Source organism: Roseateles sp. (genome assembly GCF_047654785.1).
In the GTDB taxonomy this organism is placed as follows: Bacteria; Pseudomonadota; Gammaproteobacteria; order Burkholderiales; family Burkholderiaceae_C; genus Pelomonas.
In genome coordinates this window covers 1546280-1569449 of the sequence record NZ_JASGKQ010000003.1, presented here as the reverse complement: position 1 = coordinate 1569449, position 23170 = coordinate 1546280, and the positions used below count along the sequence as shown (strand labels likewise).

The 23170-nt window shown below is 71.8% G+C and carries 25 protein-coding genes and 1 pseudogene; 10 read left to right on the top strand and 16 right to left on the bottom strand.

Annotated elements, in window-relative coordinates; all coding sequences use genetic code 11:
• The first annotated feature begins 7 nt into the window (after positions 1-7).
• The 4 genes from QM788_RS16210 (at position 8) to QM788_RS16195 (ending at position 4333) form a co-directional block, all read left to right on the top strand.
• Complete coding sequence (locus QM788_RS16210) at positions 8-1264, top strand: DEAD/DEAH box helicase (protein WP_415662494.1); 1257 nt, start codon at positions 8-10, stop codon at positions 1262-1264.
• Entirely contained in the window at positions 1254-1724 is a 471-nt protein-coding gene (locus QM788_RS16205) for a CYTH domain-containing protein (RefSeq protein ID WP_415662493.1), read from the top strand. Before QM788_RS16210 ends, QM788_RS16205 begins: the two co-directional genes overlap by 11 nt.
• Positions 1721-2158, top strand: coding sequence for a nickel-responsive transcriptional regulator NikR (gene nikR / locus QM788_RS16200; RefSeq protein ID WP_415662492.1), 438 nt, complete (start codon positions 1721-1723; stop codon positions 2156-2158). The genes QM788_RS16205 and nikR overlap by 4 nt, the downstream gene beginning before the upstream one ends.
• Before the next feature lie 102 nt (positions 2159-2260).
• Positions 2261-4333 (top strand): TonB-dependent receptor, encoded by a 2073-nt coding sequence (locus QM788_RS16195; protein WP_415662491.1) that lies wholly within the window; start codon positions 2261-2263, stop codon positions 4331-4333.
• Positions 4334-4336: 3 nt separating this feature from the next.
• Here the strand turns inward: QM788_RS16195 and QM788_RS16190 are convergent, their stop codons facing one another.
• Together QM788_RS16190 and QM788_RS16185 are read right to left on the bottom strand one after the other, a co-directional pair.
• The gene (locus tag QM788_RS16190) at positions 4337-5311 is read right to left on the bottom strand and encodes a recombination-associated protein RdgC (RefSeq protein ID WP_415662490.1); all 975 of its coding nucleotides are present in this window, start codon (positions 5309-5311) and stop codon (positions 4337-4339) included.
• A 63-nt stretch (positions 5312-5374) separates the two neighbouring features.
• Positions 5375-6019 (bottom strand): DsbA family oxidoreductase, encoded by a 645-nt coding sequence (locus QM788_RS16185; RefSeq protein ID WP_415662489.1) that lies wholly within the window; start codon positions 6017-6019, stop codon positions 5375-5377.
• 73 nt (positions 6020-6092) lie between these two features.
• Here QM788_RS16185 and yghU point away from each other — a divergent pair, with 73 nt between their 5' ends.
• From yghU to QM788_RS16165, 4 genes and pseudogenes are all read left to right on the top strand, one after another.
• Positions 6093-6974, top strand: a complete 882-nt coding sequence (gene yghU / locus QM788_RS16180; protein WP_415662488.1) for a glutathione-dependent disulfide-bond oxidoreductase — start codon at positions 6093-6095, stop codon at positions 6972-6974.
• On the top strand, positions 6971-7600 hold the full coding sequence (locus QM788_RS16175) for a glutathione S-transferase family protein (protein WP_415662487.1): 630 nt from the start codon (positions 6971-6973) through the stop codon (positions 7598-7600). The genes yghU and QM788_RS16175 overlap by 4 nt, the downstream gene beginning before the upstream one ends.
• A 50-nt stretch (positions 7601-7650) precedes the next feature.
• Positions 7651-7931 (top strand): annotated as a pseudogene (locus QM788_RS16170) (BrnT family toxin).
• 2 nt (positions 7932-7933) lie between these two features.
• Complete coding sequence (locus tag QM788_RS16165) at positions 7934-8158, top strand: BrnA antitoxin family protein (protein WP_415662486.1); 225 nt, start codon at positions 7934-7936, stop codon at positions 8156-8158.
• A gap of 18 nt (positions 8159-8176) precedes the next feature.
• Here the strand turns inward: QM788_RS16165 and QM788_RS16160 are convergent, their stop codons facing one another.
• Genes QM788_RS16160 through QM788_RS16130 form a run of 7 tightly spaced genes read right to left on the bottom strand, consistent with a single transcriptional unit; the run spans position 8177 to position 15307 of the window.
• Entirely contained in the window at positions 8177-9070 is an 894-nt protein-coding gene (locus QM788_RS16160) for a hypothetical protein (RefSeq protein ID WP_415662485.1), read from the bottom strand.
• 8 nt (positions 9071-9078) lie between these two features.
• Complete coding sequence (locus QM788_RS16155) at positions 9079-10059, bottom strand: succinylglutamate desuccinylase/aspartoacylase family protein (protein WP_415662484.1); 981 nt, start codon at positions 10057-10059, stop codon at positions 9079-9081.
• A 34-nt stretch (positions 10060-10093) separates the two neighbouring features.
• Positions 10094-11275 carry an esterase-like activity of phytase family protein gene (locus QM788_RS16150; RefSeq protein ID WP_415662483.1) on the bottom strand — a complete coding sequence of 394 codons (1182 nt, stop codon included), beginning with the start codon at positions 11273-11275 and terminating at the stop codon, positions 10094-10096.
• Positions 11276-11333: 58 nt separating this feature from the next.
• Positions 11334-12650: an aspartate aminotransferase family protein gene (locus QM788_RS16145; RefSeq protein ID WP_415662482.1), complete on the bottom strand. Its 1317-nt coding sequence runs from the start codon at positions 12648-12650 to the stop codon at positions 11334-11336.
• Positions 12651-12706: 56 nt separating this feature from the next.
• Positions 12707-13624: a DMT family transporter gene (locus QM788_RS16140; RefSeq protein ID WP_415662481.1), complete on the bottom strand. Its 918-nt coding sequence runs from the start codon at positions 13622-13624 to the stop codon at positions 12707-12709.
• Positions 13621-14406, bottom strand: a complete 786-nt coding sequence (locus tag QM788_RS16135) for a ferritin-like domain-containing protein (protein WP_415662480.1) — start codon at positions 14404-14406, stop codon at positions 13621-13623. Before QM788_RS16135 ends, QM788_RS16140 begins: the two co-directional genes overlap by 4 nt.
• 16 nt (positions 14407-14422) lie before the next feature.
• Entirely contained in the window at positions 14423-15307 is an 885-nt protein-coding gene (locus QM788_RS16130; protein ID WP_415662479.1) for a hypothetical protein, read from the bottom strand.
• Positions 15308-15424: 117 nt separating this feature from the next.
• On the opposite strand from QM788_RS16130, the gene QM788_RS16125 reads away from it, so the two are divergent.
• Both QM788_RS16125 and QM788_RS16120 read left to right on the top strand, forming a co-directional pair.
• Positions 15425-15949, top strand: a complete 525-nt coding sequence (locus QM788_RS16125; protein WP_415662478.1) for a gamma carbonic anhydrase family protein — start codon at positions 15425-15427, stop codon at positions 15947-15949.
• A 95-nt stretch (positions 15950-16044) separates the two neighbouring features.
• Positions 16045-16986 carry an Hsp33 family molecular chaperone HslO gene (locus tag QM788_RS16120; RefSeq protein WP_415662477.1) on the top strand — a complete coding sequence of 314 codons (942 nt, stop codon included), beginning with the start codon at positions 16045-16047 and terminating at the stop codon, positions 16984-16986.
• Here the strand turns inward: QM788_RS16120 and QM788_RS16115 are convergent.
• The 7 genes from QM788_RS16115 to QM788_RS16085 form a co-directional block, all read right to left on the bottom strand.
• A complete protein-coding gene (locus QM788_RS16115) occupies positions 16911-17486 on the bottom strand; it encodes an AAA family ATPase (protein WP_415662476.1) in 576 nt (191 codons plus the stop codon). The two genes, QM788_RS16120 and QM788_RS16115, sit on opposite strands and share 76 nt — an antisense overlap.
• 235 nt (positions 17487-17721) lie before the next feature.
• Entirely contained in the window at positions 17722-18333 is a 612-nt protein-coding gene (gene pnuC, locus QM788_RS16110) for a nicotinamide riboside transporter PnuC (protein WP_415662475.1), read from the bottom strand.
• Complete coding sequence (locus QM788_RS16105) at positions 18333-18647, bottom strand: septum formation initiator family protein (protein ID WP_415662474.1); 315 nt, start codon at positions 18645-18647, stop codon at positions 18333-18335. Before QM788_RS16105 ends, pnuC begins: the two co-directional genes overlap by 1 nt.
• A gap of 163 nt (positions 18648-18810) precedes the next feature.
• Positions 18811-20097 carry a phosphopyruvate hydratase gene (gene eno, locus QM788_RS16100; RefSeq protein WP_415662473.1) on the bottom strand — a complete coding sequence of 429 codons (1287 nt, stop codon included), beginning with the start codon at positions 20095-20097 and terminating at the stop codon, positions 18811-18813.
• A 77-nt stretch (positions 20098-20174) separates the two neighbouring features.
• Positions 20175-20462 carry a DUF1330 domain-containing protein gene (locus QM788_RS16095; RefSeq protein ID WP_415662472.1) on the bottom strand — a complete coding sequence of 96 codons (288 nt, stop codon included), beginning with the start codon at positions 20460-20462 and terminating at the stop codon, positions 20175-20177.
• A gap of 4 nt (positions 20463-20466) precedes the next feature.
• Positions 20467-21324, bottom strand: a complete 858-nt coding sequence (kdsA, locus tag QM788_RS16090; RefSeq protein ID WP_415662471.1) for a 3-deoxy-8-phosphooctulonate synthase — start codon at positions 21322-21324, stop codon at positions 20467-20469.
• 157 nt (positions 21325-21481) lie between these two features.
• Entirely contained in the window at positions 21482-23113 is a 1632-nt protein-coding gene (locus tag QM788_RS16085; protein ID WP_415662470.1) for a CTP synthase, read from the bottom strand.
• Positions 23114-23170: the final 57 nt, after the last annotated feature.

Genomic DNA, 23170 nt, shown 5'->3' with positions numbered 1-23170 from the left:
GAGCGCCATGTCGTTCGCCACCCTGGGCCTCACGCCCGCCCTGCTGCGCGCCGTGCGCGCCCAGGGCTACCACGCGCCCACCGCCGTCCAGGCGGCCGCGCTGCCGCCCATCCTCGCCGGCCGGGACCTGCTCGCGCTCGCGCCGACCGGCGCCGGCAAGACCGCCGCGTTCGCGCTGCCGCTGCTGCAGCGGCTGGTCGACGCGCCGCCGCGCCCCGGCCCGCGCGCACTCGTGCTGGCGCCCACCCGCGAGCTGGCCCAGCAGACGGCCCAGCTGCTGCGCGAGCTCGCCGCCACGCTGCTGCACCGCCCGAAGGTCGCGCTCGCGTTCGGCGGCGTCTCCGTCAATCCGCAGCTGATGGCGCTGCGCGGCGGCTGCGACGTGATGGTGGCCACGCCCGGCCGGCTGCTCGACCTGCTGGACCACAACGGCCTGACGCTGCGCGGCGTCGAGATGCTGGTGCTCGACGAGGCCGACCGCCTGCTCGGCCAGGGCTTCGCCGACGAGCTGCAGCGCGTGCTGGCGCAGCTGCCGGCGCGCCGCCAGACGCTGCTGTTCTCCGCCACCTTCCCGCCCGCCGTGCAGGCGCTGGCCGGGCAGTGGCTGTGCGAGCCGGTGCGCATCGCGCTCGAGGACGCGCCGCCGCGGATCACGCAGCGCGCCCTCCAGCTCGACCGCGCCCAGCGCCTGCCCGCGCTGCGCCAGCTGCTGCGCGACGAAGGCTGGCAGCGCGTGCTGGTGTTCGTCGCCAGCCGCTACACGGCCGAGCTGGTGTCGGACAAGCTGTTCGCCCATGGCTTCAAGGCCGGCGTGCTGCACGGCGAGCTGAGCCAGGGCGCACGGCGCGACGTGCTGGCGGCGCTGAAGGCCGGCACGGTCCAGGTGCTGGTGGCCACCGACGTGGCCGCGCGCGGCCTGCACATCGACGCGCTGGACGCCGTCGTCAATTACGAGCTGCCGCGCTCGGCCGCCGACTACACCCACCGCATCGGCCGCACCGGCCGGGCCGGCGCCGAAGGCGCGGCGGTGAGCTTCATCTGCGCGGACGGCGCCGAGAACGCCGAGAGCCACTTCCGCCTCATCGAGAGGCGCCAGGGCCGGCGCGTGCCGCGCGAGCGCCTGGCCGGCTTCGAGCCCCGGGCCGTGGCGACCGAGGCGCAGGCCACGGGCGGCATCAAGAGCGCGACCCGCAAGAGCAAGAAGGACAAGCTGCGCGAGGCCGCCGCCCGCGCCGCCGCAGGAGGCCACGACGATGGGCATTGAGATCGAACGGAAATTCCTCGTCCGCGGCGACGGCTGGCGCCAGCCGGCCGAGGCGCAGACCCGCTTCAGCCAGGGCTACCTCAGCCGCGACCCGGCGCGCACCGTGCGCGTGCGCGTGGCCGGCGAACGGGCCTTCCTGACGATCAAGGGCGCCACCACCGGCGCCACGCGCGCCGAGTTCGAGTACGCCGTGCCGCTGGCCGACGCGCGGCAGCTGCTGGCGCTGTGCGACGGGCCGGTGGTCGAGAAGATCCGCCACCGGTGCGTGGCCGGCGGCGGCCTGGCCTGGGAGATCGACGAGTTCCTGGGCGCCAACGCGGGCCTGGTGGTCGCCGAGATCGAGCTGGCGTCCGAGGACCAGCCCTTCGCCCGCCCGGCCTGGCTGGGCGAGGAGGTCACGGGCGACGCGCGCTACGTCAACGCCAACCTGGCGGCGCATCCCTTCACGGGCTGGCCATGAAGCGCCTGACCATCTCGCTGGACGACGACCTGGCCGATGCCTTCGAGGCGCTGGTGCGCGCACGCGGCTATGAGAACCGCTCCGAGGCCTTCCGCGACCTGTTGCGCCAGGACCTGGGCCAGGCGCGCATGCAGGCGCAGCCGGACGCGCCCTGCGTGGGCACGTTGACCTATGTGTACGACCACCACCAGCGCCAGTTGGCCCTGCGGCTCAACCAACTGCAGCACGACCACCACGGCCTGACCATCGCCACCACGCACGCCCATCTGGACCGCGACCACTGTATTGAGACCGTCCTGGTGCGCGGCCGCACCGACGAGGTGCGCACCTTTGCGCAAGCGGTGATCGCGCAGCCGGGGGTGAGCCATGGCCAGTTGCACCTGGTGCCGATGGCGCCGCACGCCCACGACGGCCCGCCGCACCTCGGGCACTGAACTTGCACAGGGGCCGGCGCTGGCTGTAAGAAGCTTTCAGAAAACTTCATACAACCGTGCCAGTCCAGCCACGGCGCGGGTCGACAGGTGCATGTGCGAGTCATGGGATCACGAAAGAGGGGGGCGGCCGTGGCCGTGGTGGCGGCGACCTGCGCGGCGGCGGTGCAGGGGCAGTCCGTCACGACGCTGGACAAGGTGGAGCTCACCGGCCGGCATTACGACAATGCCGTCGGCAGTGCCGACGCGGCGTCCCAGGGCAGCATCCGCGCCGAACTGCTGAAGAACCGGCCCGCGCTGCGCCCGGGCGAGGTGCTGGAGTTCGTGCCCGGCGTCATCGTCACGCAGCACTCGGGCGACGGCAAGGCCAACCAGTATTTCCTGCGCGGCTTCAACCTGGACCATGGCACCGACTTCGCCACGACGGTGAATGGCCTGCCGGTCAACCTGCCCACGCACGGCCACGGCCAGGGCTATTCGGACTTGAACTTCCTGATCCCCGAGCTGGTCGAGCGCATCGAGTACCGCAAGGGGCCGTACTTCGCGCAAGGCGGCGACTTCTCCGCCGCCGGCTCGGCCGACATCGCCTACCGCCGCACGCTGGATGAGGATTTCGTGGCGCTGACGCTGGGCGAGCGCCGGTTCCGGCGCTTCGTCGGCGCGGGCTCGTCGGCACTGGGCGGCGGCCTGCAGTTGCTGGGCGCGGTCGAGGTGCAGCACAACGACGGGCCGTGGACGCTGCCGGAGCGGCTGCGCAAGCGCAATGGCGTGTTGACGCTGTCGGGCGGCACGGCGGCCCAGGGCTGGAGCGCCAGCCTGATGGGTTACGACGCGCGCTGGCAGTCCACCGACCAGGTTCCCGAGCGCCTCATCGCGGCCGGCCACCTCGGCGGCCAGCCCTTCGGCCGCTTCGACGCCATCGACACCAGCGACGGTGGCGAGACGCGGCGCACCAGCGGTTCCGGCGAATGGCATCGCGTCACCGCCGGCCAGACCACGCGCGTGGCGGCCTACGCGATGGACTACCGGCTCCAGCTGTTCTCCAACTTCACCTACGCGCTGGAGCGGCCCGATGACGGCGACCAGTTCTCGCAGCAGGACAGGCGCCGCGTCCATGGCGCCAGCGCCAGCCATGCGGCGGCGCACCGGCTAGCCGGCCTGCCGGCGCGCAGCGAGGTGGGCGTGCAACTGCGCCATGACCGCATCCGCGTCGGGCTGTTCGACACCGTGCAGCGCCGCATCACCGCCACCACGCGCGAGGACGCGGTGCGCCAGACGCAGCTGGGCGTCTACGGCCAGACGGCGGTGGCGCTGGCGCCGTGGCTGCGCGGCGTGGCGGGCGTGCGGGCCGACCAGGCGCGTTTCAGGGTCGACGGTCTCTCCAACGCGGCCAATTCGGGCCAGGCGTCCGGCCATCTGATCTCGCCCAAGCTGTCGCTCATCGCCGCGCCGTGGGCGCACACCGAGCTCTTCTTCAACGCCGGCCGGGGCTTCCACAGCAACGACGCGCGTGGCACCACCGCGCGCGTCGACCCGCGGAGTGGCGACCCGGTGGACCCGGTGCCCGGCCTGGTCGCCGCACGCGGCCTGGAGCTGGGCGCGCGAACGGAGTGGCTACCGGGGCTGCAGTCGTCGCTGGCGCTGTGGACGCTGGACTTCGACTCCGAGCTGGTCTACGTCGGCGACGCCGGCGCCACCGAGGCCAACCGCCCGAGCCGGCGGCGCGGCGTGGAGTGGAGCAACCGCTGGGTTCCGGTGCCCTGGCTGCTGGTCGATGCCGACCTGGCCTGGACGCATGCGCGCTTTGCCGATGACGACCCGGCCGGCAGCCGCATCCCCAACGCGGTGGACAAGGTGGGGGCGCTGGCCATCACCGTGCGCGACCTGGGCCCCTGGTCGGCGAGCCTGAACTGGCGCTACCTCGGGGCGGGCGCACTGGTCGAGGACGGCAGCATGCGCTCGCGCCCGTCGCTGACGGCCCAGCTGCGCCTCAGCCGCCGGCTGTGGCAGCGCGGCGAGCTGACCGTGGACGTCTTCAACCTGGGCGACCGCCGGGTCAACGACGTCGAGTACTTCTACGAGTCGCAGCTGCCCGGCGAGGCCGCGGCGGTGGCCGACCGGCATGTCCACCCGGCCGAGCCGCGCACGGTGCGCGTGACGCTCAGGCTGGGTTTTTGACGCTCACCAGGGCGGCGCGTCCTCGCCGGGGGCGGCGGGGGGCGTCGCTGCCGGCGTGGATGCCGCAGCGGGGGCCGGCGCGGCGAAGTCGTGCTCGCCGCCCAGGCCCTCGATCAGCGCCGGGACCAGCCGGCCCAGCTCGCCGGTGGCCAGCGCCAGGTCGGCGTCGAAGGCTTCGTCGCCGCTGGCCTCGGGCCGGCCCTCGAAGGCCAGCTCCAGGAAGCTGATCTTCTTGATCGCCAGCCCCTCGGTCAGCGTGAAGGCGACGCGGTCGCGCCAGGACAGCGCCAGGCGCGTCGGCATCTTGCCGCTGGTCAGGTGGGCGCGCACCTCGTCGATGTCCAGCGGGTGGCGGGCGTAGCGCACGACGGGCTTGTGCTCGTCGCTGCCCTTGAGCTCGCACTCGCGCTCGATCTGGAAGCCCTCGGGCGTCACGCCGTCCATCAGCCACGCGGCCATCACGGCGGCGGGGCTCTCGGCGGTCTGCACCAGCTGCAGGCTCAGGCCCGGGCTGGCCTGCACCAGCAGCGTGACGACCTCGTCGGCGCGCGCGCTCGACCCGGCATCGACGAACAACAGGCCCTGCGCCGGCGCGATCCACACCTGCGTCGCCGAGGTCTTGGTGAAGGCGCGCGGCAGCAGCTCGTGCTCGGCCTGCTCCTTCAGCTCCTTGCGCGCCTTCTTGCCGGGCTTGCGGCCGGTGCTCTCCTCGATGTGCTCGGCCAGCTCGTCCACGCGCTCCTGCACGACGGAGCCGGGCAGCAGGCGCTGCTCGCGCTTGAGCTTGACGACCCAGTGGCCGTCGACGACTTCGACCAGCGGCGCATGCGCGACGCCGCGCGGCGGCGCCCAGCCCACGGCCAGCGCCTGCGTCGGGGCGCAGGGCAGGAAGGGTTCCTTGGCGAGTTGCTCGGCCAGCTGGGCGGCATCGGCCGTCCAGCCTTCGCCGATGCGGTAGGTGATGAGGTTCTTGAACATGGGATTCCGAAGAAAGGCGAAGCCCGCCGAGGCGGGCTTCGAGAGATGCCGGGGGCGATTGTCTCAGCGCCCGGCCATCGCCTCGCGCAGGGCCTGCTCGAAGGCCTCGACCGGCTGGCCGCCCTGCACGAGCAGGCGCTGGTCGATGACGACGGCCGGCACGGCCTGGATGCCCTGGCGGCTGACCTCGGCCTCGCGGGCCTGCACCTCGGCGGCGAAGCGGTCGCCGGCCAGCAGCTCGCGCGCCTCGGCCTCGGGCAGGCCGGCGGCGCTGGCCAGCGGCAGCAGCACGGCGGGGGCCGACACGTCCAGCCCGTCGCTGAAATAGGCCGCCAGCAGTGCGTGCTGGAGCCGCAGCTGCTGCGCCGAGCCGAAGCCCACGCCGGCCCAGTGCAGCAGGCGGTGCGCGCGCCGCGTGTTGACGATGCGCGTGCGCGCCGGGCTGAAGGCGAAGCCCAACTCGGCGCCGCGCTGGCGGATGGCCTCGTGCGTGCGCGCGAACTGCTCGGGGCCGGCGCCGTATTTCTGCATCAGGTGCTCGGCGAGGTCCTGTCCCTCGGGCCCCATGCCGGGGTTGAGCTCGAAGGGGTGGAACTGGATGTCCAGCGCCAGGCCGGGGATGCGGGCGGCGGCGGCTTCCAGTGCGTGCAGGCCGATGGCGCACCAGGGGCAGACGACGTCGGAGATGAAATCGATGCGCAGGATCATGGCGGCGATTGTCCGCCCGCGCGGCGGGATGCGGTTACCGTGCGGGCTTCGCGTTTTATCGGAGATCGCCCCCATGACGGACAACACCGCCTACGTGCCGCCGCAGGTCTGGCACTGGGACCGCGGCAACGGCGGCCAGTTCGCCAGCATCAACCGCCCGGTGGCCGGCGCCACGCACGAGCAGGCGCTGCCGGTGGGCCGCCACCCGCTGCAGCTGTACTCGCTGGGCACGCCCAACGGCGTCAAGGTGACGGTGATGCTGGAGGAACTGCTGGCCGCCGGCCATGCCGGCGCGGAGTACGACGCCTGGCTGATCCGCATCAACGAGGGCCAGCAGTTCGGCAGCGGCTTCGTCGAGGTCAACCCCAACTCCAAGATCCCGGCGCTGCTGGACCGCAGCGGCGGGCCGGGCGTGGCGCCGGTGCGGGTGTTCGAGTCCGGCGCCATCCTGATGTACCTGGCCGAGAAGTTCGGCGGCGCCTTCCTGCCGGCCGGCGGGCCCGAGCGCGCCGAGACCCTGAGCTGGCTGTTCTGGCAGGTGGGCAGCGCGCCCTTCCTGGGCGGCGGCTTCGGGCACTTCTACGCCTATGCGCCGACCAAGCAGCAATACCCCATCGACCGCTACGCGATGGAGGTCAAGCGGCAGATGGATGTGCTGGACCGGCTGCTGGCCACGCGCCCCTACCTGGCCGGCGAGCAGTACACCATCGCCGACATGGCCGCCTGGCCCTGGTACGGCGCGCTGGCCAAGGGGCAGATGTACGGCGCGGGTGAGTTCCTGTCGGTGCACGAATACACCCACGTGATCCGCTGGGCCGACCAGATCGCCCGGCGCCCGGCCGCGCAGCGCGGCCGCAAGGTCAACCGCACCCATGGCGAGCCGGCCAGCCAGCTGCACGAGCGGCACGAGGCCAGCGACTTCGACACCCGCACCCAGGACAAGGTGGCGCCATGATCACCCTCTACGACTGCGCCACCGCCCCGAGCCCGCGCCGCGCGCGCATCCTGCTGGCCGAGAAGCGCGTGCCCCACGAGACCGTGCAGGTGGACCTGCGCCACGGCGAGCAGATGGGCGAGGCCTACCGCCGCATCAACCCGCACTGCACGGTGCCGGCGCTGCGGGTGGAGGAGGGCGTGGTGCTGACCGACAACGCCGCCATCGCGGCCTACCTGGAGGCGCGCTTCCCCGAGCCGCCGCTGCTGGGCCGCACGCCGCTGGACAAGGCCGAGATCGCCAGCTGGCAGTGGCGTGCGGAGTTCGACGGGCTGCTGGCGGTGGCCGAGGCCTTCCGCAACGGCAGCCCGGCCATGGCCAACCGCGCGCTGTCCGGGCCGGTGGACCATGCGCAGATCCCGGAGCTGGCCCGGCGCGGCCTGGCGCGGGTGCAGCTGTTCTTCACGATGCTCGACGCGCACCTCGACGGACGCGAGTTCATCGCCGCCGGCCAGTTCAGCATCGCCGACATCACGGCCGTCGTCGCCGTGGACTTCGCGCGCATCGTCAAGGCCAGGCCGGGGGACGAGCATCCGCACCTGCGGCGCTGGCGCGAGGCGATGGAGGCGCGCGGGACGATGGCGTAGCACCCGCCGCCCCGCATTGATGGGCAGGGTGGTGTGCATACAATGTACGCATGATCGACTTCGAATGGGATCCTGCCAAGGCCGCAGCCAATCTCAGGAAGCACCGGATCTCGTTTGAAGAGGCGAAAACCGTCTTTTACGACGAGTTCGCCATCCAGTTCTTCGACGAGGAGCATTCGCCCGACGAAGAGCGTTCCTCATGCTTGGGCTGAGCTCTGGCGCCAAGCTGCTCATCGTTTGCCATTGCGAACGTGAGCAGGGCCGGGTCATCCGGATCATCTCGGCCCGCAAGGCAACCCGGCGCGAAAGCGCCTTCTATCAAGGTGGTTGACCATGAAAGATGAATACGACCTCGCCAAGCTGAAGGCACGCAGGAACCCCTATGCCTCGAAGCTGAAGAAGCCGGTCACCATGCGGCTGTCCGAGGACGTGCTGGTGTACTTCAAGCGCATGGCCGACGAGGCCGGCGTGCCCTATCAAAGCCTCATCAACCTGTACCTCAGGGACTGCCTGGCGAACAAGCGCCAGATCAAGATCGACTGGCCCCAGGCGGCTTGATCGCGGAGCGCGGGGGTGCTAGCGCCGCCCCGCCTTCTCCAGCTCGACGACCGCCTCCAGCAGGTAGGGCCGGTCGTGCTCGAAGAAGCTCTGCTGGATGTTGCTGTTCGGCACGCGCAGGAAGCGCAGGCGCCGGGTCTTCAGCAGCTTCAGGCTGTCGCCGAAGTAGTGCTTGAACAGCAGGTCGTGCTGGCCGTTGGCGTAGGCCTTCTTCAGCCCGTAGGCCAGGCGCTCGGCCAGCCGGGGCTGGGTCCGGGACACGAAGTAATACATCGGCATGTAGGTGAACACGGCGAAGTTGTCCACCAGCATCAGGCCGGGGTGGCTGGCCTGGTGGGCGCGCAGCTCGGGCTCGACCTCGTAGACGCTGCGCATCAGCAGCTGGAAGCGGCCCGAATGCAGCATCGGGATCAGCGTCGCGTGGACGCCGCCGTAGACGACCTGGAAGCCGTTGTCCTCCAGGATGCGGGCGCTGGACCAGCCCGGCCCCTGGCCGATGGTCAGCGCCTTCAGGTCGGCCACGGTCCGCACCGCCTCGTACAGCGGCTGCCGGTCCCGGTAGCCGAGGAAGAAGCGGAAGCTGGCCAGGCCGCGCATCAGCGGCACGCGCACCGGCAGCGCGCCGTCCAGCCACTCCTGCGTCGGCATCGCCACGGCGACCGACAGGCTGCCCTTCTCCAGCTCCAGCAGCTGGCGCCGGATGACCGTCTCCTCGCGCTGCTGCACCAGCTGGTACGGGCCGTACCGGTCGCTGGACAGCCGCAGCGCCAGCGCGAGCAGCTCATCCGCGTAGCGGCGGTGCGGCGCCTCGCGCTCCATGAACGGGATGGTGACGACCTGCGGCGGCGGGGCTGGCGGCGCGGCTGCGGCGGACAGCGCGGCCAGCAGCAGCAGGGCTGGCAGTCGCTTCATCGGCCTTCTCAGAGCCGGCGGTCGCTCGGCCGCGCGAGGTAGAACCATTCCGTCCCGGGCGGCGACTTGACGTTCGGGAACACGATGCGGCCGCCGCTGGGCGCCAGCACGGCCTCGCCGCTGGCGCGGGTGCCGATGCGCTGGCCCTGCGCGACGGCGTCGAAGCTGGCCCACTCGCGCTCGAACGAGTCGCCCGCGTCCTCGCGGTCGATGACCTCGTAGAGCTGCAGCAGCTCCGGCGGCTGCGCGGGGCGGTGCGGCTCGACGGCGCCGTCGTCCAGCATGCCCAGCAGCACCAGCGTGCGCAGGATGGCGCGCCGCGCCACCTCGGGGCCGGCCGGGTCCAGGTGCTGGCCGCATTCCAGCGTGATGGCCCAGCCGCCGGTGGAGCGCATGTACTCGGTGGTGCCGACGCCGTAGTGCGGGTCGCTGGTGAGCGCGGCGCGGCGCGAGCCGTCGTGCTCGCGCTGCTGGCGGCGCTGCAGGCCCAGCGCATAGGTGGACAGCCAGCCCTCGACGATGCGACCCACGCCCAGCGCCGCCGCGACGGCGGACTCGGTGGCCTCCTGCGAGAACGGCTCCAGGTCGCCGTCGTTGTTGCGCGGGCCGATCATCGCGAAGGCCGGGCCCTGGCCCTGGAAGCTGTGCAGGTCCAGCAGGCCGTCGTGCTGGCCGAGCAGCGGGCACAGCACGCGGGCGATGCGGTCCTCGAAGTCGTGCACCACGGCCGGCGGGCGCAGGTTGCGGTTGAGGTTGCGGTCCCCCTCGCGGCGGTCGAGCCGGTAGGCCAGCGGGTTGACGACGGGCACCAGCGTCAGCGTGCCGCGCCGCAGCACCAGCTCGCCGGCATCGAGCTGGCGGATGATCTCGGCCATGGCCCGGGTGCCGTGGACCTCGTTGCCGTGCACGGCGCCGGTGACGAGGAGGCGGGGGCCGGGCCGCAGGCCGGCGAACTGGTGGATGCGGAGGTGGGTGGGCGGACTGCTCATGCCGCCATCGTATCGGCAGGGGCGCGGCAGGTTCTCAAGGCAGCGGGCCGTCGATGCGCAGCGCGATGAGCTGCGTGAACTGGTTCGGGTTGAAGTTGTTGTCGGACAGCAGCACCAGCGTGCGCTTGCCGTCCAGCAGCGGGCCGAAGCTGATGCCCTCGATGTTGTCCAGCGCAAGCACGCTGCCGTCGTCGTTGCGCAGCGTGGACAGGTCCAGCAGCAGCGTGCGGCGGACGGGCACCAGGTCACGGCCCTTGAGGCTGGGCCAGCCGGACACGTCGGTGGCGCCGCGCGTGTCGATGCGGTAGAGCCGGATGGTGTTGCCGGTGGGCCGCCCGGTGCGCGGGGATGTGCCGGGCGTGGCCGCGCCCGCGGCGTAGGCGCGCTCGATGGCGATGAACTCGGTGGCCGACAGCGCCAGCAGGTCCGCCACGCCGTTGGTGGCGAACCCGCCCTCGCGCGCCGGCGGGACGGGCACGGGGCCGACCTCGTAGACGTACTCCGCGCCGGGGCGGCCGCTGTCCAGGTCGAACGACAGCATGCGCGCGCGGCTGCCGTGCGCCACCGTCGTGGGCAGGTCGTCCTGCGTCAGCGCGTTCTCGGTCAGGGTCCAGACGGTCTGGCCGTCGGGCGTGATGGCCACGCTCTCGAACGAGAGGTTGTTGTAGATGCCCCGGTCGCCGGCCGCCAGGCCGCCGGCGCTGCCGGCGGGGTCGAAGTGCTCGGGCACGGGGAACTCGCCGGCCGGCCGGCCGTCGGGGTGCATGCGGCGCAGCGTCGGGTTCTGCAGGCCGGCCGACGTGCGCTGGCCCTCGTTGCTCCAGTAGATGAGCTGGCGCCGGGCGTCCAGGCGCAGGCCCTCGGGGTCGACCCGGTTGCGGCCGAAGGGCTGGCCGTCGGCATCCAGCAGCGAGGTCATCGCCACCACGCGCACGCCGGCATCGCCGGGGTCGGCGGCGCGGCGGAACTGGCGGAGGTCCAGCGCCAGCTCGTAGAAGCGCGCGGGGGCCAGGCTGCTGCGGTCGTCGCAGACGGCCAGGTAGTGGCCGGTGGCGGCGACGTGGTCGAGGCTGGACAGCCCGCCCACCGGCAGGCCGCCGAAGCTCGTGTCCGGCCGCAGGACCTGCTGGCCGAGGTAGGTGAGGGTCTGGGCGAGGCCGGGCAGAGCGGCCAGCGTCAGGCTGGCGGCCAGCGCGCAGCGGGCGAGCGACTTCATGGGAATCCTTGGGGGGCGCCCGGCCGCAGCAGGCGGCCCGGGCGCGCGGTGGGGGGGGTCAGGCGGCGCGGCGCAGCGCGGCGCGCAGCGTCTCGATGATGCGTTCGATGTGGCTGCCTTCGATGATGAGCGGCGGCGACAGCGCGATGGTGTCGCCCGTCGTGCGGATCAGCAGGCCCTGCTCCCAGCAGTCCAGGAAGATGTCGAACGCGCGCTTGGCGGGCTGGCCGTCCAGCGGCTTCAGCTCGATGCCGCCGATCAGGCCGATGTTGCGCACGTCGATGACGTTGGGCTCGTCGCGCAGCGAGTGCAGCGCGCGCCCGAACTCGTCCTGCAGCGCGGCCGCGCGGGTCAGCAGGCCGTCGTCGGCGTAGGTGTCCAGCGTGGCCAGGCCGGCCGCGCAGGCCAGCGGGTGGGCCGAGTAGGTGTAGCCGTGGAAGAACTCGATCAGGTGCTCGGGCCCGGTCATGAAGGCGTCGTGGATCTTCTGCTGCGCGAACACCGCGCCCATGGGCACGCAGCCGTTGGTGATGCCCTTGGCCGTCGTCATCAGGTCGGGCGTGACGCCGAAGGTCTGCGCGCCGAACGGGTTGCCGGTGCGGCCGAAGCCGGTGATGACCTCGTCGAAGATCAGCAGGATGCCGTGGCGGTCGCAGATGTCGCGCAGGCGCTGCAGGTAGCCGGCCGGCGGGATCAGCACGCCGGTGGAGCCGGCCACGGGCTCGACGATGACGGCGGCGATGGTCGATGCGTCGTGCAGCGCCACCAGGCGCTCCAGGTCGTCGGCGAACTCGGCGCCATGCGGCGGGACGCCGACCGAGAAGGCGTTGCGCGCCGGGTCGTGCGTGTGGCGGATGTGGTCCACGCCGGCCAGCAGCGTGCCGAACATCTTGCGGTTGGCGACCATGCCGCCCACCGAGATGCCGCCGAAGTTGACGCCGTGGTAGGCGCGCTCGCGGCCGATGAGCCGGGTGCGGCTGGCCTCGCCGCGCACGCGGTGGTAGGCGAGGGCCATCTTCAGCGCCGTCTCCACCGACTCGGAGCCGGAGTTGGTGAAGAACACCCGGTTCATGCCCGGGGGTGCGACCTGCGCCAGCCGCTCGGCCAGCTCGAAGGCCTTGGGGTGGCCCATCTGGAAGGGCGGCGCGAAGTCCAGCTCGGCGGCCTGCTCCTGGATGGCCTTGACGATCCGGGGCCGGTTGTGGCCGGCGTTCACGCACCACAGGCCGGCGATGCCGTCCAGCACCTGGCGGCCCTTGTCGTCGCGGAAATACATGCCGTCGGCCTGGGTCAGCAGGCGCGGCGCCTGCTTGAACTGGCGGTTGGCCGTGAAGGGCATCCAGTAGGCATCGAGTCTGGAAACGTCTGCGCTCATGCGGGGGCTCCTGGCGGAAGGATGGGGAAGGGCGGGGATGGATTTTGACGGGTGGGTCAGCGTTGCGCCGCCAGCGGCTGTCGGCGCCTGGCAACGAGCGGCGCGAGCTGCACGAGCAGCAGGCCGGCCAGCAGCAGCGCGCAGCCGGCCAGGCCGGCGGCATCCAGCCGCTCGCCGAGCAACGCGTGGCCGAAGGCGGCGGCGAACAGCGTCTCGGCCGACAGGATGATGGCGGCGTCCGCCGCATGCGCGTAGCGCTGCGCGACGACCTGCGCGGTGAAGGCGATGCCCACCGACAGCACGCCGGCATAGGCGATGGGCCCCGCCGCGGCCCGCAGGCCGGCCCAGGCCAGCGGCTCCAGGGCGGCGGCGGCCGCCAGCGACAGCAGGCCGCAGACCACGAACTGGCCGCAGGCGACGAGGAAGGGCGCGGCCATGCGGTCGGCCCAGCGGCCCACCATCAGCACGTGCAGGGCCCAGGGCAGCGCCGAGCCGACCACCCACAGGTCGCCCGGCGCCAGGCGCAGCTCGTGCGCGCCGGACAGCAGGAAGGCGCCCGCCAGGCAGCCCGCCGCCGCCGGCCACACCGACCAGTGCGCCAGTTGCCGCAGCAGCGCCCAGGCCAGCACGGGCACCAGCGGCACGTACAGCGCCGTCAGGAAGCCGGCGTTGGTGACGCTGGTGGTCTGGAGGCCCACCTGCTGCATGGCCGCGCCCGCCGTCATCAGCAGGCCCAGCAGGCCGATGTGCGCGGCGTCGGTGCGCGACGGCGTGCGGCCGGCGCGCGCCAGGCGCCGCCACTCCAGCAGCGCCAGCGGCAGCACGACGAGCGCGCCGACCAGGAAGCGCACGCCGGTGAACAGCATCGGGCCGACGTGCGCCATCGCCTGGCTCTGCGCGACGAAGGCCGAGCCCCAGATCAGCGCGACCAGGGTCAGCAGCAGGTTGGCCTGCGCGCGCGACATGCGCGTCATGGCCGCTGCAGCGCGGCGAGTTCCGCGTCGTCGAAGCCGGCCGCGCGGCGCGCCGCGAGGTTGAAGGGCGCGCGCAGCCGGGGCGCCTGGTGGCGCGCGGCCAGCTCGGCGTAGGCGGCCAGCGGCTCCAGCCCGCGCTGCGCGCACAGGAAGCGGAACCAGCGGTTGCCGGCTGCCACGTGGCCGATCTCGTCGCGCAGGATCAGGTCCAGGATCTCGCCCGCGCGCCGGTCGCCCGCGCCGACGAGCTTGGCGCGCACGGCGGGCGAGGCGTCCAGCCCGCGCGCTTCCAGCGTGCGCGGCACCAGCGCGACGCGGGCCAGCACGTCGTGCCGGGTGCGTTCGGCCATGTCCCACAGCGCGTTGTGGGCGTCGAAGTCGCCGTAGTCGAAGCCCAGCCCGCGCAGGTGCTCGCGCAGCAGCGTGAAGTGCGTGGCCTCCTCCGACGCGATGCGCAGCCAGTCGCGGTAGAACTCGGTGGGCAGGCCGGCGAAGCGCCAGCAGATGTCCAGCGCGAGGTTGATCGCGTTGAACTCGATGTGCGCGATGGCATGCACCAGCGCGGCGACGCCCGCAGGCGTGGACAGCGGCGGGGGCTTGAGCGCGGTGTGGGCGACCAGCCGCGGCCGCGCGGGCCGGCCGGGCACGCCGCCGTCGGGCCCGGCGATGGCGGCCGCCGGGTCCAGCGGGCCGGCATCGGCGTGCAGCGCCTGGGCGGCGGCGGCTTTGGCAAGGGGATCGGCGATGAGCAGCGCGGCGAGGGCGCGGGAGCGGGCTTCCATGGCGCCCGCATTGTCGTCAATGCAGCTCGCGCGCCAGGTCCAGGTCGTAGCGCCGGTGGTCGAAGTCCAGGCCCTCGACCGGTGGCGTGGCCAGGCGGAACAGCCGCCGCGACGGCAGGTCCGCATAGCGCAGCGAGGCGCGCATGTGGGCGCGGAACAGCGCCAGCAGCGAGCCGTCGGCATGGGCCGCGGCCAGGCCCGCCGTCAGCCGCTCCACGAGCTGCCGGTTGCTCTGGTGCGTGTAGAAGAACTGCGGCAGGTCGTAGACCAGCGCGAAGCTGCGGTCCAGCGTCAGCGCCGGCAGGTCGGCATGCGCCAGCGCCTCGTTGCGCACCTCCAGCACGCTGCGGCAGAACAGGTCCACGCGGCCCTGGGCGACCATCCTGAACATCGCCTCGTAGCTGGGCACCTCCTCGACGCGGAAGCCGTTGGCGCGCAGGATGGCGCCGTCTGCCCAGCCGTCGCCCTGGACGATGCGGAAGCGCCGCAGCGCATCCAGCGTGCGTGCCTGCGCGACGGCATCGCGGGCCTGCGGCGAGACGAAGCAGACGCGGTAGCCGACGGCGCCCAGGTGCAGCGGAAAGCGGACCGGCACCAGGCCGGCCGCGGTGCGCGCCGGATCGGGGCCGGTGACGACCAGGAAATTGGGATGGCGGCGCTGCGCCGCGCTGACCAGGGCGCGCTGGATGTTCATGGCCGGCGCCAGCTCCAGCCGGTACGGGCCGTGGCTGGCCAGCGTCTTGTCCAGCGCGAGGCGGATGACGGCATGGTCGTAGGCCTGGCGCGGGTCGGTGCCGCTCTCGGGCTGGCGCAGCGTGACCACCAGCGGCGCGGCCTGCACGGCCTGCGCGGCCAGGTGGCCGGGCAGCAGCAGACCGGGGAGCAGGAGGCGTCGTCGCATCGTCGGGCCAGGCAGCGGGGGCGGCCATTTGAGCACCGGGCCGGCCGCCGGGGCCCGCTGCATGCCCCCATAAAATCGGGGTCTTCGCCCATGGGGCCGACAACGAGGGGCCATGCGATGGCGATCTACCAGCTCGACGAACACCTGCCCGACGTGGCCGACACGGCCTGGGTGGCGGAAAGCGCCGAGGTCATCGGCCGCGTGACGCTGGGCGAGGGCGTCAGCGTCTGGTTCAACGCGGTGCTGCGCGGCGACAGCGACACGCTGACCATCGGCGCCGGCAGCAACATCCAGGACGGCTCGGTGCTGCACGCCGACCACGGCGCGCCGCTGGTGATCGGCGAGAACGTGACCGTGGGCCACCAGGTGATGCTGCACGGCTGCACCATCGGCGACGAAAGCCTGGTCGGCATCGGCGCCGTGGTTCTGAACGGCGCGCGCATCGGCCGCCACTGCATCGTCGGCGCCGGCGCGCTGGTCACCGAGGGCAAGGTGTTCCCCGACCGCAGCCTCATCGTCGGCGCGCCGGCCAAGGCGGTGCGCGAGCTGAGCGAGGCGCAGGTCGCCGGACTCAAGGCCAGCGCCGCCCACTACGTCAACAACGGCCGCCGGTATGCGGCGGGCCTGAAGAAGATTGGATGAAGCGATGAGAAACGTGAAGGCCGGCGGGCAGGCAGAGCGCCGGGCCGCCATCCCCACGGGGGACGGTCCGGCGGACTCGCCGGACGGGGCGCGCCATGTCTGAGCTGCACAAATTCCTGTTCGACGGCCTGCCGGTGCGCGGCATGCTGGTGCGGCTGACCGGCGCCTGGCAGGAGATGCTGTCGCGCCGCGAGCCCGGCAGCGAGTACCCGGCGGAGCTGCGCGACCTGCTCGGCGAGATGAGCGCCGCGGCCGTGCTGATGCAGGCCAACATCAAGTTCAACGGCGCGCTGGTGCTGCAGGTGATGGGCGACGGCCCGGTCAAGCTGGCCGTGGCCGAGGCGCAGCCCGACCTGGCCTTCCGCGCGACGGCCAAGTGCGTCGGCGCGGTGGCGCCGGGCGCGTCGCTCGCCGACCTGCTCAACCGGCAGGGCCAGGGCCGCTGCGCGATCACGCTGGACCCGCGCGACAAGCTGCCCGGCCAGCAGCCCTACCAGGGCGTGGTGCCGCTGAGCGATGCCGGCGGCGCACCGCTGTCGCGGCTGTCCGAGGTGCTGGAGCAGTACATGCGCCAGTCCGAGCAGCTCGAGACGCGGCTCGTGCTGGCCGCCAACGGCGGGATCGCCGCCGGCCTGCTGATCCAGCGGCTGCCGGTGGAGGGCGAGAACAACCTCGGCGAGCAGCGCCGCGAGGAGCTGTCCGAGGCCTTCAACCGCATCGCCCTCCTGGCCGGCACGCTGAGCGCCGAGGAACTGCTGACGCTGGACGCCGACACCGTGCTGCGCCGGCTGTTCTGGGAGGAGACGCTGACCCGCTTCGAACCCCAGGCGCCGCGTTTCGCCTGCACCTGCTCGCGCGAGCGCGTGTCGCAGATGCTGCGCGGCCTGGGCGTCGAGGAGGCCGAATCGGTGCTGGCCGAGCGCGGCGAGATCGAGATCGGCTGCGACTTCTGCGGCCGCCACTACCGCTTCGACGCGGTGGACGTGGGCGCGCTGTTCGCGCCGGGCGCGCAGGCGGCGGGCGGCGGGCTGCAGTAGTTCAGCGCGGCGATGGCGGCCGCCAGCCGCTGGTCGTCGCTGCCGGCGATGTCGACCCAGCGCAGGCCGCCCGCCGCCAGCGCCGCGCGCAGCCGTGCGTCGAACGCCGCGCGCACGCCGGGGCCGTCGCGCTGGATGCCGTCGGCCTGCCAGGGCAGGTCCGGGGCGCACAGCAGCGTCAGCTCGCAGCGGCGCTGGAAGGCGATGGCCTCGGCCGTCAGCGAGGCGTCTCCGAAGTAGTGCTCGCTGCACAGCGCGGTGATCAGCGGCGTGGTGTCGCAGATGACCAGTTCATGCCGTTGCGCCGCGGCCTCGATGCGCGCGGCCTGCTCGGCGGCGATGTGGGCCTGCTCGTGGCGCTGCGGCGTGCGGCCGTGGGCGTCGCACCATTCGCGCAGGTACTCGGCGACCAAGCCGGCGCCGAAGTGCGCGGCGAGCGCCTCGGCCAGCGTGGACTTGCCGGTGCACTCGGCGCCGAGCAGCGCGATCCGGCGTGTCACCCTGAGTCCGGCAGTTGACCGCTTGCCCTTCATCGAAAGCCCTGATGTTTCAACACCTTGTCGCCCATGCGGAGATCAGCACTTCGGTGAGCAGCGCTGCATGCCCGCTGGTCTGGCGCTGCGGGCCGCTGGCGGCGTTGCTTCTCCTCGTGGGCATCAGCCCACTTCGTCGGCGCGCCTTGCCAGCGGCCCGCCTCGCCAGCCCCCCGGGCATGCCCAACTGCCGGATTCAGGGTCACCTGCGTTTCCAGGCGCGCCAGCCGATGACGCTCATCGGGATGAAGCCGGCGTAGAGGATGACGGTCAGCCAGTAGCCCTTCAGGCCGAACAGCACGACGCTGACCGCGTTGACGACGATCCAGGTCGGCCAGTTCTCCTCGTACTTGCGCGCCAGCAGCCACTGGCCCAGCAGGCTGGCGACCGTCGGGAAGGCGTCCCAGTAGGGCAGCGGGCTGTCGGTGGCGCGGTCCAGGAACAGGCCCAGCAGCGGCCAGGCGGCCAGCGCCAGCAGCACGGGCCGCACCAGGCCGCGCAGCCCCAGGCGGCGCACCGTCAGCGCCTCGCCGCCGCACGTGCGGCCGAAGCGCCACTGCCACCAACCCCACAGCGCCAGCGCGGCGAACACGAGCTGCAGCCCAGCCTCGCCGTAGAGCTTGCCGTCCCAGAACAGCGCGAAATACATCAGCGAGCTGAGCAGCGCCAGCGGCCAGGCGAGCAGGTGGACCCGCATGTTGCAGACCACCATCCACACGGCGAGCACGAAGGCGACCAGCTCCAGCCACGAGACAGGGCTGCCCAGCGCGGTGAAGGCCGGCGCCAGCAGCGCGGCCCAGGCGGCGGCCAGCATCAGCGCGGCGCGGCGTCGCTGGCGGACGCGCCCGGCAGCACCGTGCGCGGCGACTGCGGCACGAACACCTCGTCCGCCTTGATCATGCCCAGCTCGAAGCGGGCCTTCTCCTCGACCATCTCCAGGCCCTCGCGCAGGTCGCGCAGCTCGGCCTGCAACTGGTCGTTGTGCACGCGCGCGCGGTCGTTGTCGGCGCGCGCGGCGGCCACTTCCTCCCGGAGGTGGGCCACATAGGGCAGGCTGCCCCGGCCCACCCAGAGCTGGGCCTGGATGGCGATCAGGAACACCGCCAGCAGCAAACCAAGCGCTTTCATGGTGCCCCTCGCCCAGCCTCGCCCCGCTGAACGCGGGCGAGTCTGGTCGGTCCCCCGAGGGGACGGCAATGCTCGCGGCCGCGAGCCGCGAGCGCATCGCCAGCGCGGGCCGGCTTGGGAGCGGCCCGGCGCTCGGCCCGCATGGCAGGGGCTGCCAGCGAGGTCACTTCAGGTTGTAGAACGCCGCGCGGCCGGGGTAGACGGCGACGTCGCCGAGGTCTTCCTCGATGCGCAGCAGCTGGTTGTACTTGGCCATGCGGTCCGAGCGCGACAGCGAGCCGGTCTTGATCTGGCCGGCGTTCAGGCCGACGGCGATGTCGGCGATGGTGTTGTCCTCGGTCTCGCCCGAGCGGTGCGAGATCACGGCCGTGTAGCCGGCGCGCTTGGCCATCTCGATGGCGGCGAAGGTTTCGGTCAGCGTGCCGATCTGGTTGATCTTGATCAGGATGGAGTTGGCGATGCCCTTGTCGATGCCTTCCTGCAGGATCTTGGTGTTGGTGACGAACAGGTCGTCGCCCACCAGCTGCACCTTCTGGCCCAGCACCTCGGTGAGGTGCTTCCAGCCGTCCCAGTCGCCCTCGGCCATGCCGTCCTCGATGGAGATGATGGGGTATTTGTCGACCCAGGTGGCCAGCATCGCGGTCCATTCCTGCGCGGTCAGCGAGATGCCGCCTTCGCCTTCGAGCACGTACTTGCCGTCCTTGTGGAACTCGCTGGCGGCGCAGTCCAGGCCCAGCGCGATCTGCTCGCCGGCCGTGTAGCCGGCCTTGTCGATGGCCTGCAGGATCAGCTGGATCGCGGCCTCGTGGCTCTCGACGCTGGGCGCGAAGCCGCCCTCGTCGCCGACGGCGGTGGAGATGCCCTTGTCGTGCAGGATCTTCTTCAGCGCGTGGAACACCTCGGCGCCCCAGCGCAGCGCCTCGCGGAAGCTCGGCGCGCCCACGGGGATGATCATCAGCTCCTGCAGGTCCAGCGAGTTGTTGGCGTGCGCGCCGCCGTTGATGACGTTCATCATCGGCACCGGCAGCTGGCAGCCGTTCATGCCGCCGAAGTAGCGGTACAGCGGCAGGCCGGACTCTTCCGCCGCCGCGCGGGCCACGGCCATCGACACGGCCAGCATCGCGTTGGCGCCCAGGCGGCTCTTGTTGTCGGTGCCGTCGAGGTCGATCAGCGTCTTGTCGAGGAAGGCCTGCTCGGAGGCATCCAGGCCCAGCACGGCCTCGGAGATCTCGGTGTTGATGTGCTCGACGGCCTTGAGCACGCCCTTGCCCAGGTAGCGGGCCTTGTCGCCGTCGCGCAGCTCGATGGCCTCGCGGCTGCCGGTGGACGCGCCGGACGGCACGGCCGCACGGCCCATGACGCCGGACTCCAGCAGCACGTCGCATTCGACGGTGGGGTTGCCGCGGCTGTCGAGGATCTCTCGGCCGACGATGTCAACGATGGCACTCATTCTTCGGTCTCCAGGAAGTGAAAAAACTCGGGGCGCGGGCAGTGTGCCAAGCGGGCGTTACCGCGTCACAACAGCCGTCAAACGCCGTCGGCGACCACCATGCGCATGACGCCGGCGTCGCGGCGCAGCGCGCGGGCGTGCTGGTAGGTCTGGGATTCGTAGAAGGCCTTGGCGGCGGCGCGGTCGGCGAAGCGCATCAGCACGAGGCGTGTCGGCGCCCAGGGGCCTTCCAGCACCTCGGGCTCGCCGCCGCGCACCAGCACCTCGGCGCCGTGCTCCTGCATGGCCTTGGTGCTCCATTCGCGGTACTTGGCCATCTGCTCGGGGTCGGTGACGGTCACGTCGGCAAGGATGTAGGCGGCCATGGTCTCAGCAGGAAAAGTCGTTCTCTAACAGGGGCTGCTGCTTGACGACGCGGTCGAGCGCGACGAGTTGCGCCAGCAGCGCCTTCATGTGCTTCAGCGGCACGGCGTTCGGGCCGTCGCTGAAGGCCTCGGCGGGATTGGGGTGCGTCTCCATGAACAGCCCGGCCACGCCCGCGCCCACGCCGGCACGGGCCAGCACCGGCACCATCTCGCGCGCGCCGCCGCTGGCGCCGCCGAGGCCGCCGGGCTTCTGCACCGAGTGGGTCACGTCGAACACCACCGGCGCGCCGCTGTTGCGCATCTCGGCCAGGCTGGTCATGTCGGCGACGAGGTTGTTGTAGCCGAAGCAGACGCCGCGCTCGCAGGCGAGGAAGCTGTCCTCGGGCAGGCCCTTTTCCTTCGCCGCCGCGCGCGCCTTGTCGATGACGTTCTTCATGTCCCAGGGCGCGAGGAACTGGCCCTTCTTGATGTTGACCGGCTTGCCGCTCTGCGCGACGGCGCGGATGAAGTCGGTCTGGCGGCACAGGAAGGCCGGGGTCTGCAGCACGTCCACGACGCTGGCGACCTCGGCCACCTGGGCGGCGTCGTGCACGTCGGTCAGGATGGGCAGGCCGGTCTGGCGGCGCACCTCGTCGAGGATCTTCAGCCCGGCCTCCATGCCGACGCCGCGCTTGGCTGTGCCGGAGGAGCGGTTGGCCTTGTCGAACGAGCCCTTGTAGATCAGCGGGATGCCGAGGGCCGCGCAGGCTTCCTTCAGGCGGCCGGCCACGTCCAGCGTCAGTTCCAGCCCCTCGATGGAACAGGTGCCGGCGATCAGGAAGAAGGGCCGGTCGATGCCGACCTCGAATCCGCAGAGCTTCATTTCATTCGTCCATTTCTATTGCGGGCCGAGCGCCGGGCCGCCCCAAGCCGGCCCGTCTGGCGATGTGCTCGCGGCTCGATGCCGCGAGCATCGCCGTCCCCCAGGGGGACCGACCAGGATTGCCGGCGTGCAGCCGGCGCAAGACTGGGCGAGGGGCTCATTTTTCGTGCTTGTGGTCCAGCGCCGCCTTGATGAAGGCCGTGAACAGCGGATGGCCGCCCCAGGGCGTCGACTTGAACTCGGGGTGGAACTGCACGCCGACGAACCAGGGGTGGACCTCGCGCGGCAGTTCGACCATCTCGGTCAGCTTCTCGCGCTGCGTGATCGCGGAGATGACGAGGCCGGCCTGCTGCAGCCGGTCGAGGTAGTGCTCGTTGGCCTCGTAGCGGTGGCGGTGGCGCTCGGTGACGACGGGGCCGTAGATGTCGTGGGCCAGCGTGCCGGCCTTCACGTCGGAGCTCTGCGCGCCCAGGCGCATCGTGCCGCCGAGGTCGGAGTTGGCGTCGCGCTTCTGGATGCTGCCGTCGGCGTCCTGCCACTCGTCGATCAGCGCGATGACGGGGTGGGGCGTGGCGGGGTCGAACTCGGTGGAGTTGGCGCCTTCCAGGCCGGCCATGTGGCGCGCGTACTCGATGGTGGCCACCTGCATGCCCAGGCAGATGCCGAGGTAGGGCAGCTTGTGCTCGCGGGCGTATTGCGCGGCGAGGATCTTGCCCTCCACGCCGCGCTTGCCGAAGCCGCCGGGCACGAGGATGGCGTCATAGGCGCTCAGCGTGCCGACCGTCTCGGGCGTCAGCGTCTCGCTGTCCACGTACTCGATCTTCACGCCCGCATGGTTGTGGATGCCGGCGTGGCGCAGCGCCTCGTTGAGCGATTTGTAGGAGTCCGACAGGTCGGTGTACTTGCCGCACATCGCGATGGTGACCTGCTCCTTCGGGTTCTCGACCTCGTGGACGAGGGTGTCCCAGCGCTTCAGGTCGGTGCTCTTGGTGTTGAGCTGGAGCTTGGTGCAGATGAGCTGGTCCAGCCCCTGCTCGTGCAGCACGCGCGGCACCTTGTAGATGGTGTTCACGTCCCACATCGAGATCACGCCGTACTCGGGCACGTTCGTGAACAGCGAGATCTTCTCGCGCTCGTCGTCGGGGATGCGGCGGTCGGCGCGGCACAGCAGCGCGTCGGGCTGGATGCCGATCTCGCGCAGCTTCTGCACCGTGTGTTGCGTCGGCTTGGTCTTCAGCTCGCCGGCGGCGGCGATCCAGGGCACGTAGGTCAGGTGCACGAAGGCCGTGTTCGTCGGGCCGGCGCGCAGGCTCATCTGGCGCACGGCCTCCAGGAAGGGCAGGGACTCGATGTCGCCCACCGTGCCGCCGATCTCGACGATGGCCACGTCCACGCCCTCGGCGCCGCGCTTGATGTATTCCTGGATCTCGTTGGTGATGTGCGGGATCACCTGCACCGTCTTGCCGAGGTAGTCGCCGCGGCGTTCCTTCTCCAGCACGGACTTGTAGATCTGGCCGGTGGTGAAGTTGTTGGCCTTCTTCATGCGCGTCGTGATGAAGCGCTCGTAGTGGCCCAGGTCGAGGTCGGTCTCGGCGCCGTCGTCGGTGACGAACACCTCGCCGTGCTGGAAGGGCGACATCGTGCCGGGGTCCACGTTGATGTACGGGTCCAGCTTGATCAGGGTGACGTTGAGGCCGCGCGATTCGAGGATGGCAGCCAGGGAGGCCGACGCGATGCCCTTGCCCAAGGAGGACACCACACCGCCGGTGACGAAGACGTATTTGGTCATGTCTTGCAGCAGCCCAGAACAGGCTGCTGTGGTGGGAAATCGAGATTGTACGTGCCC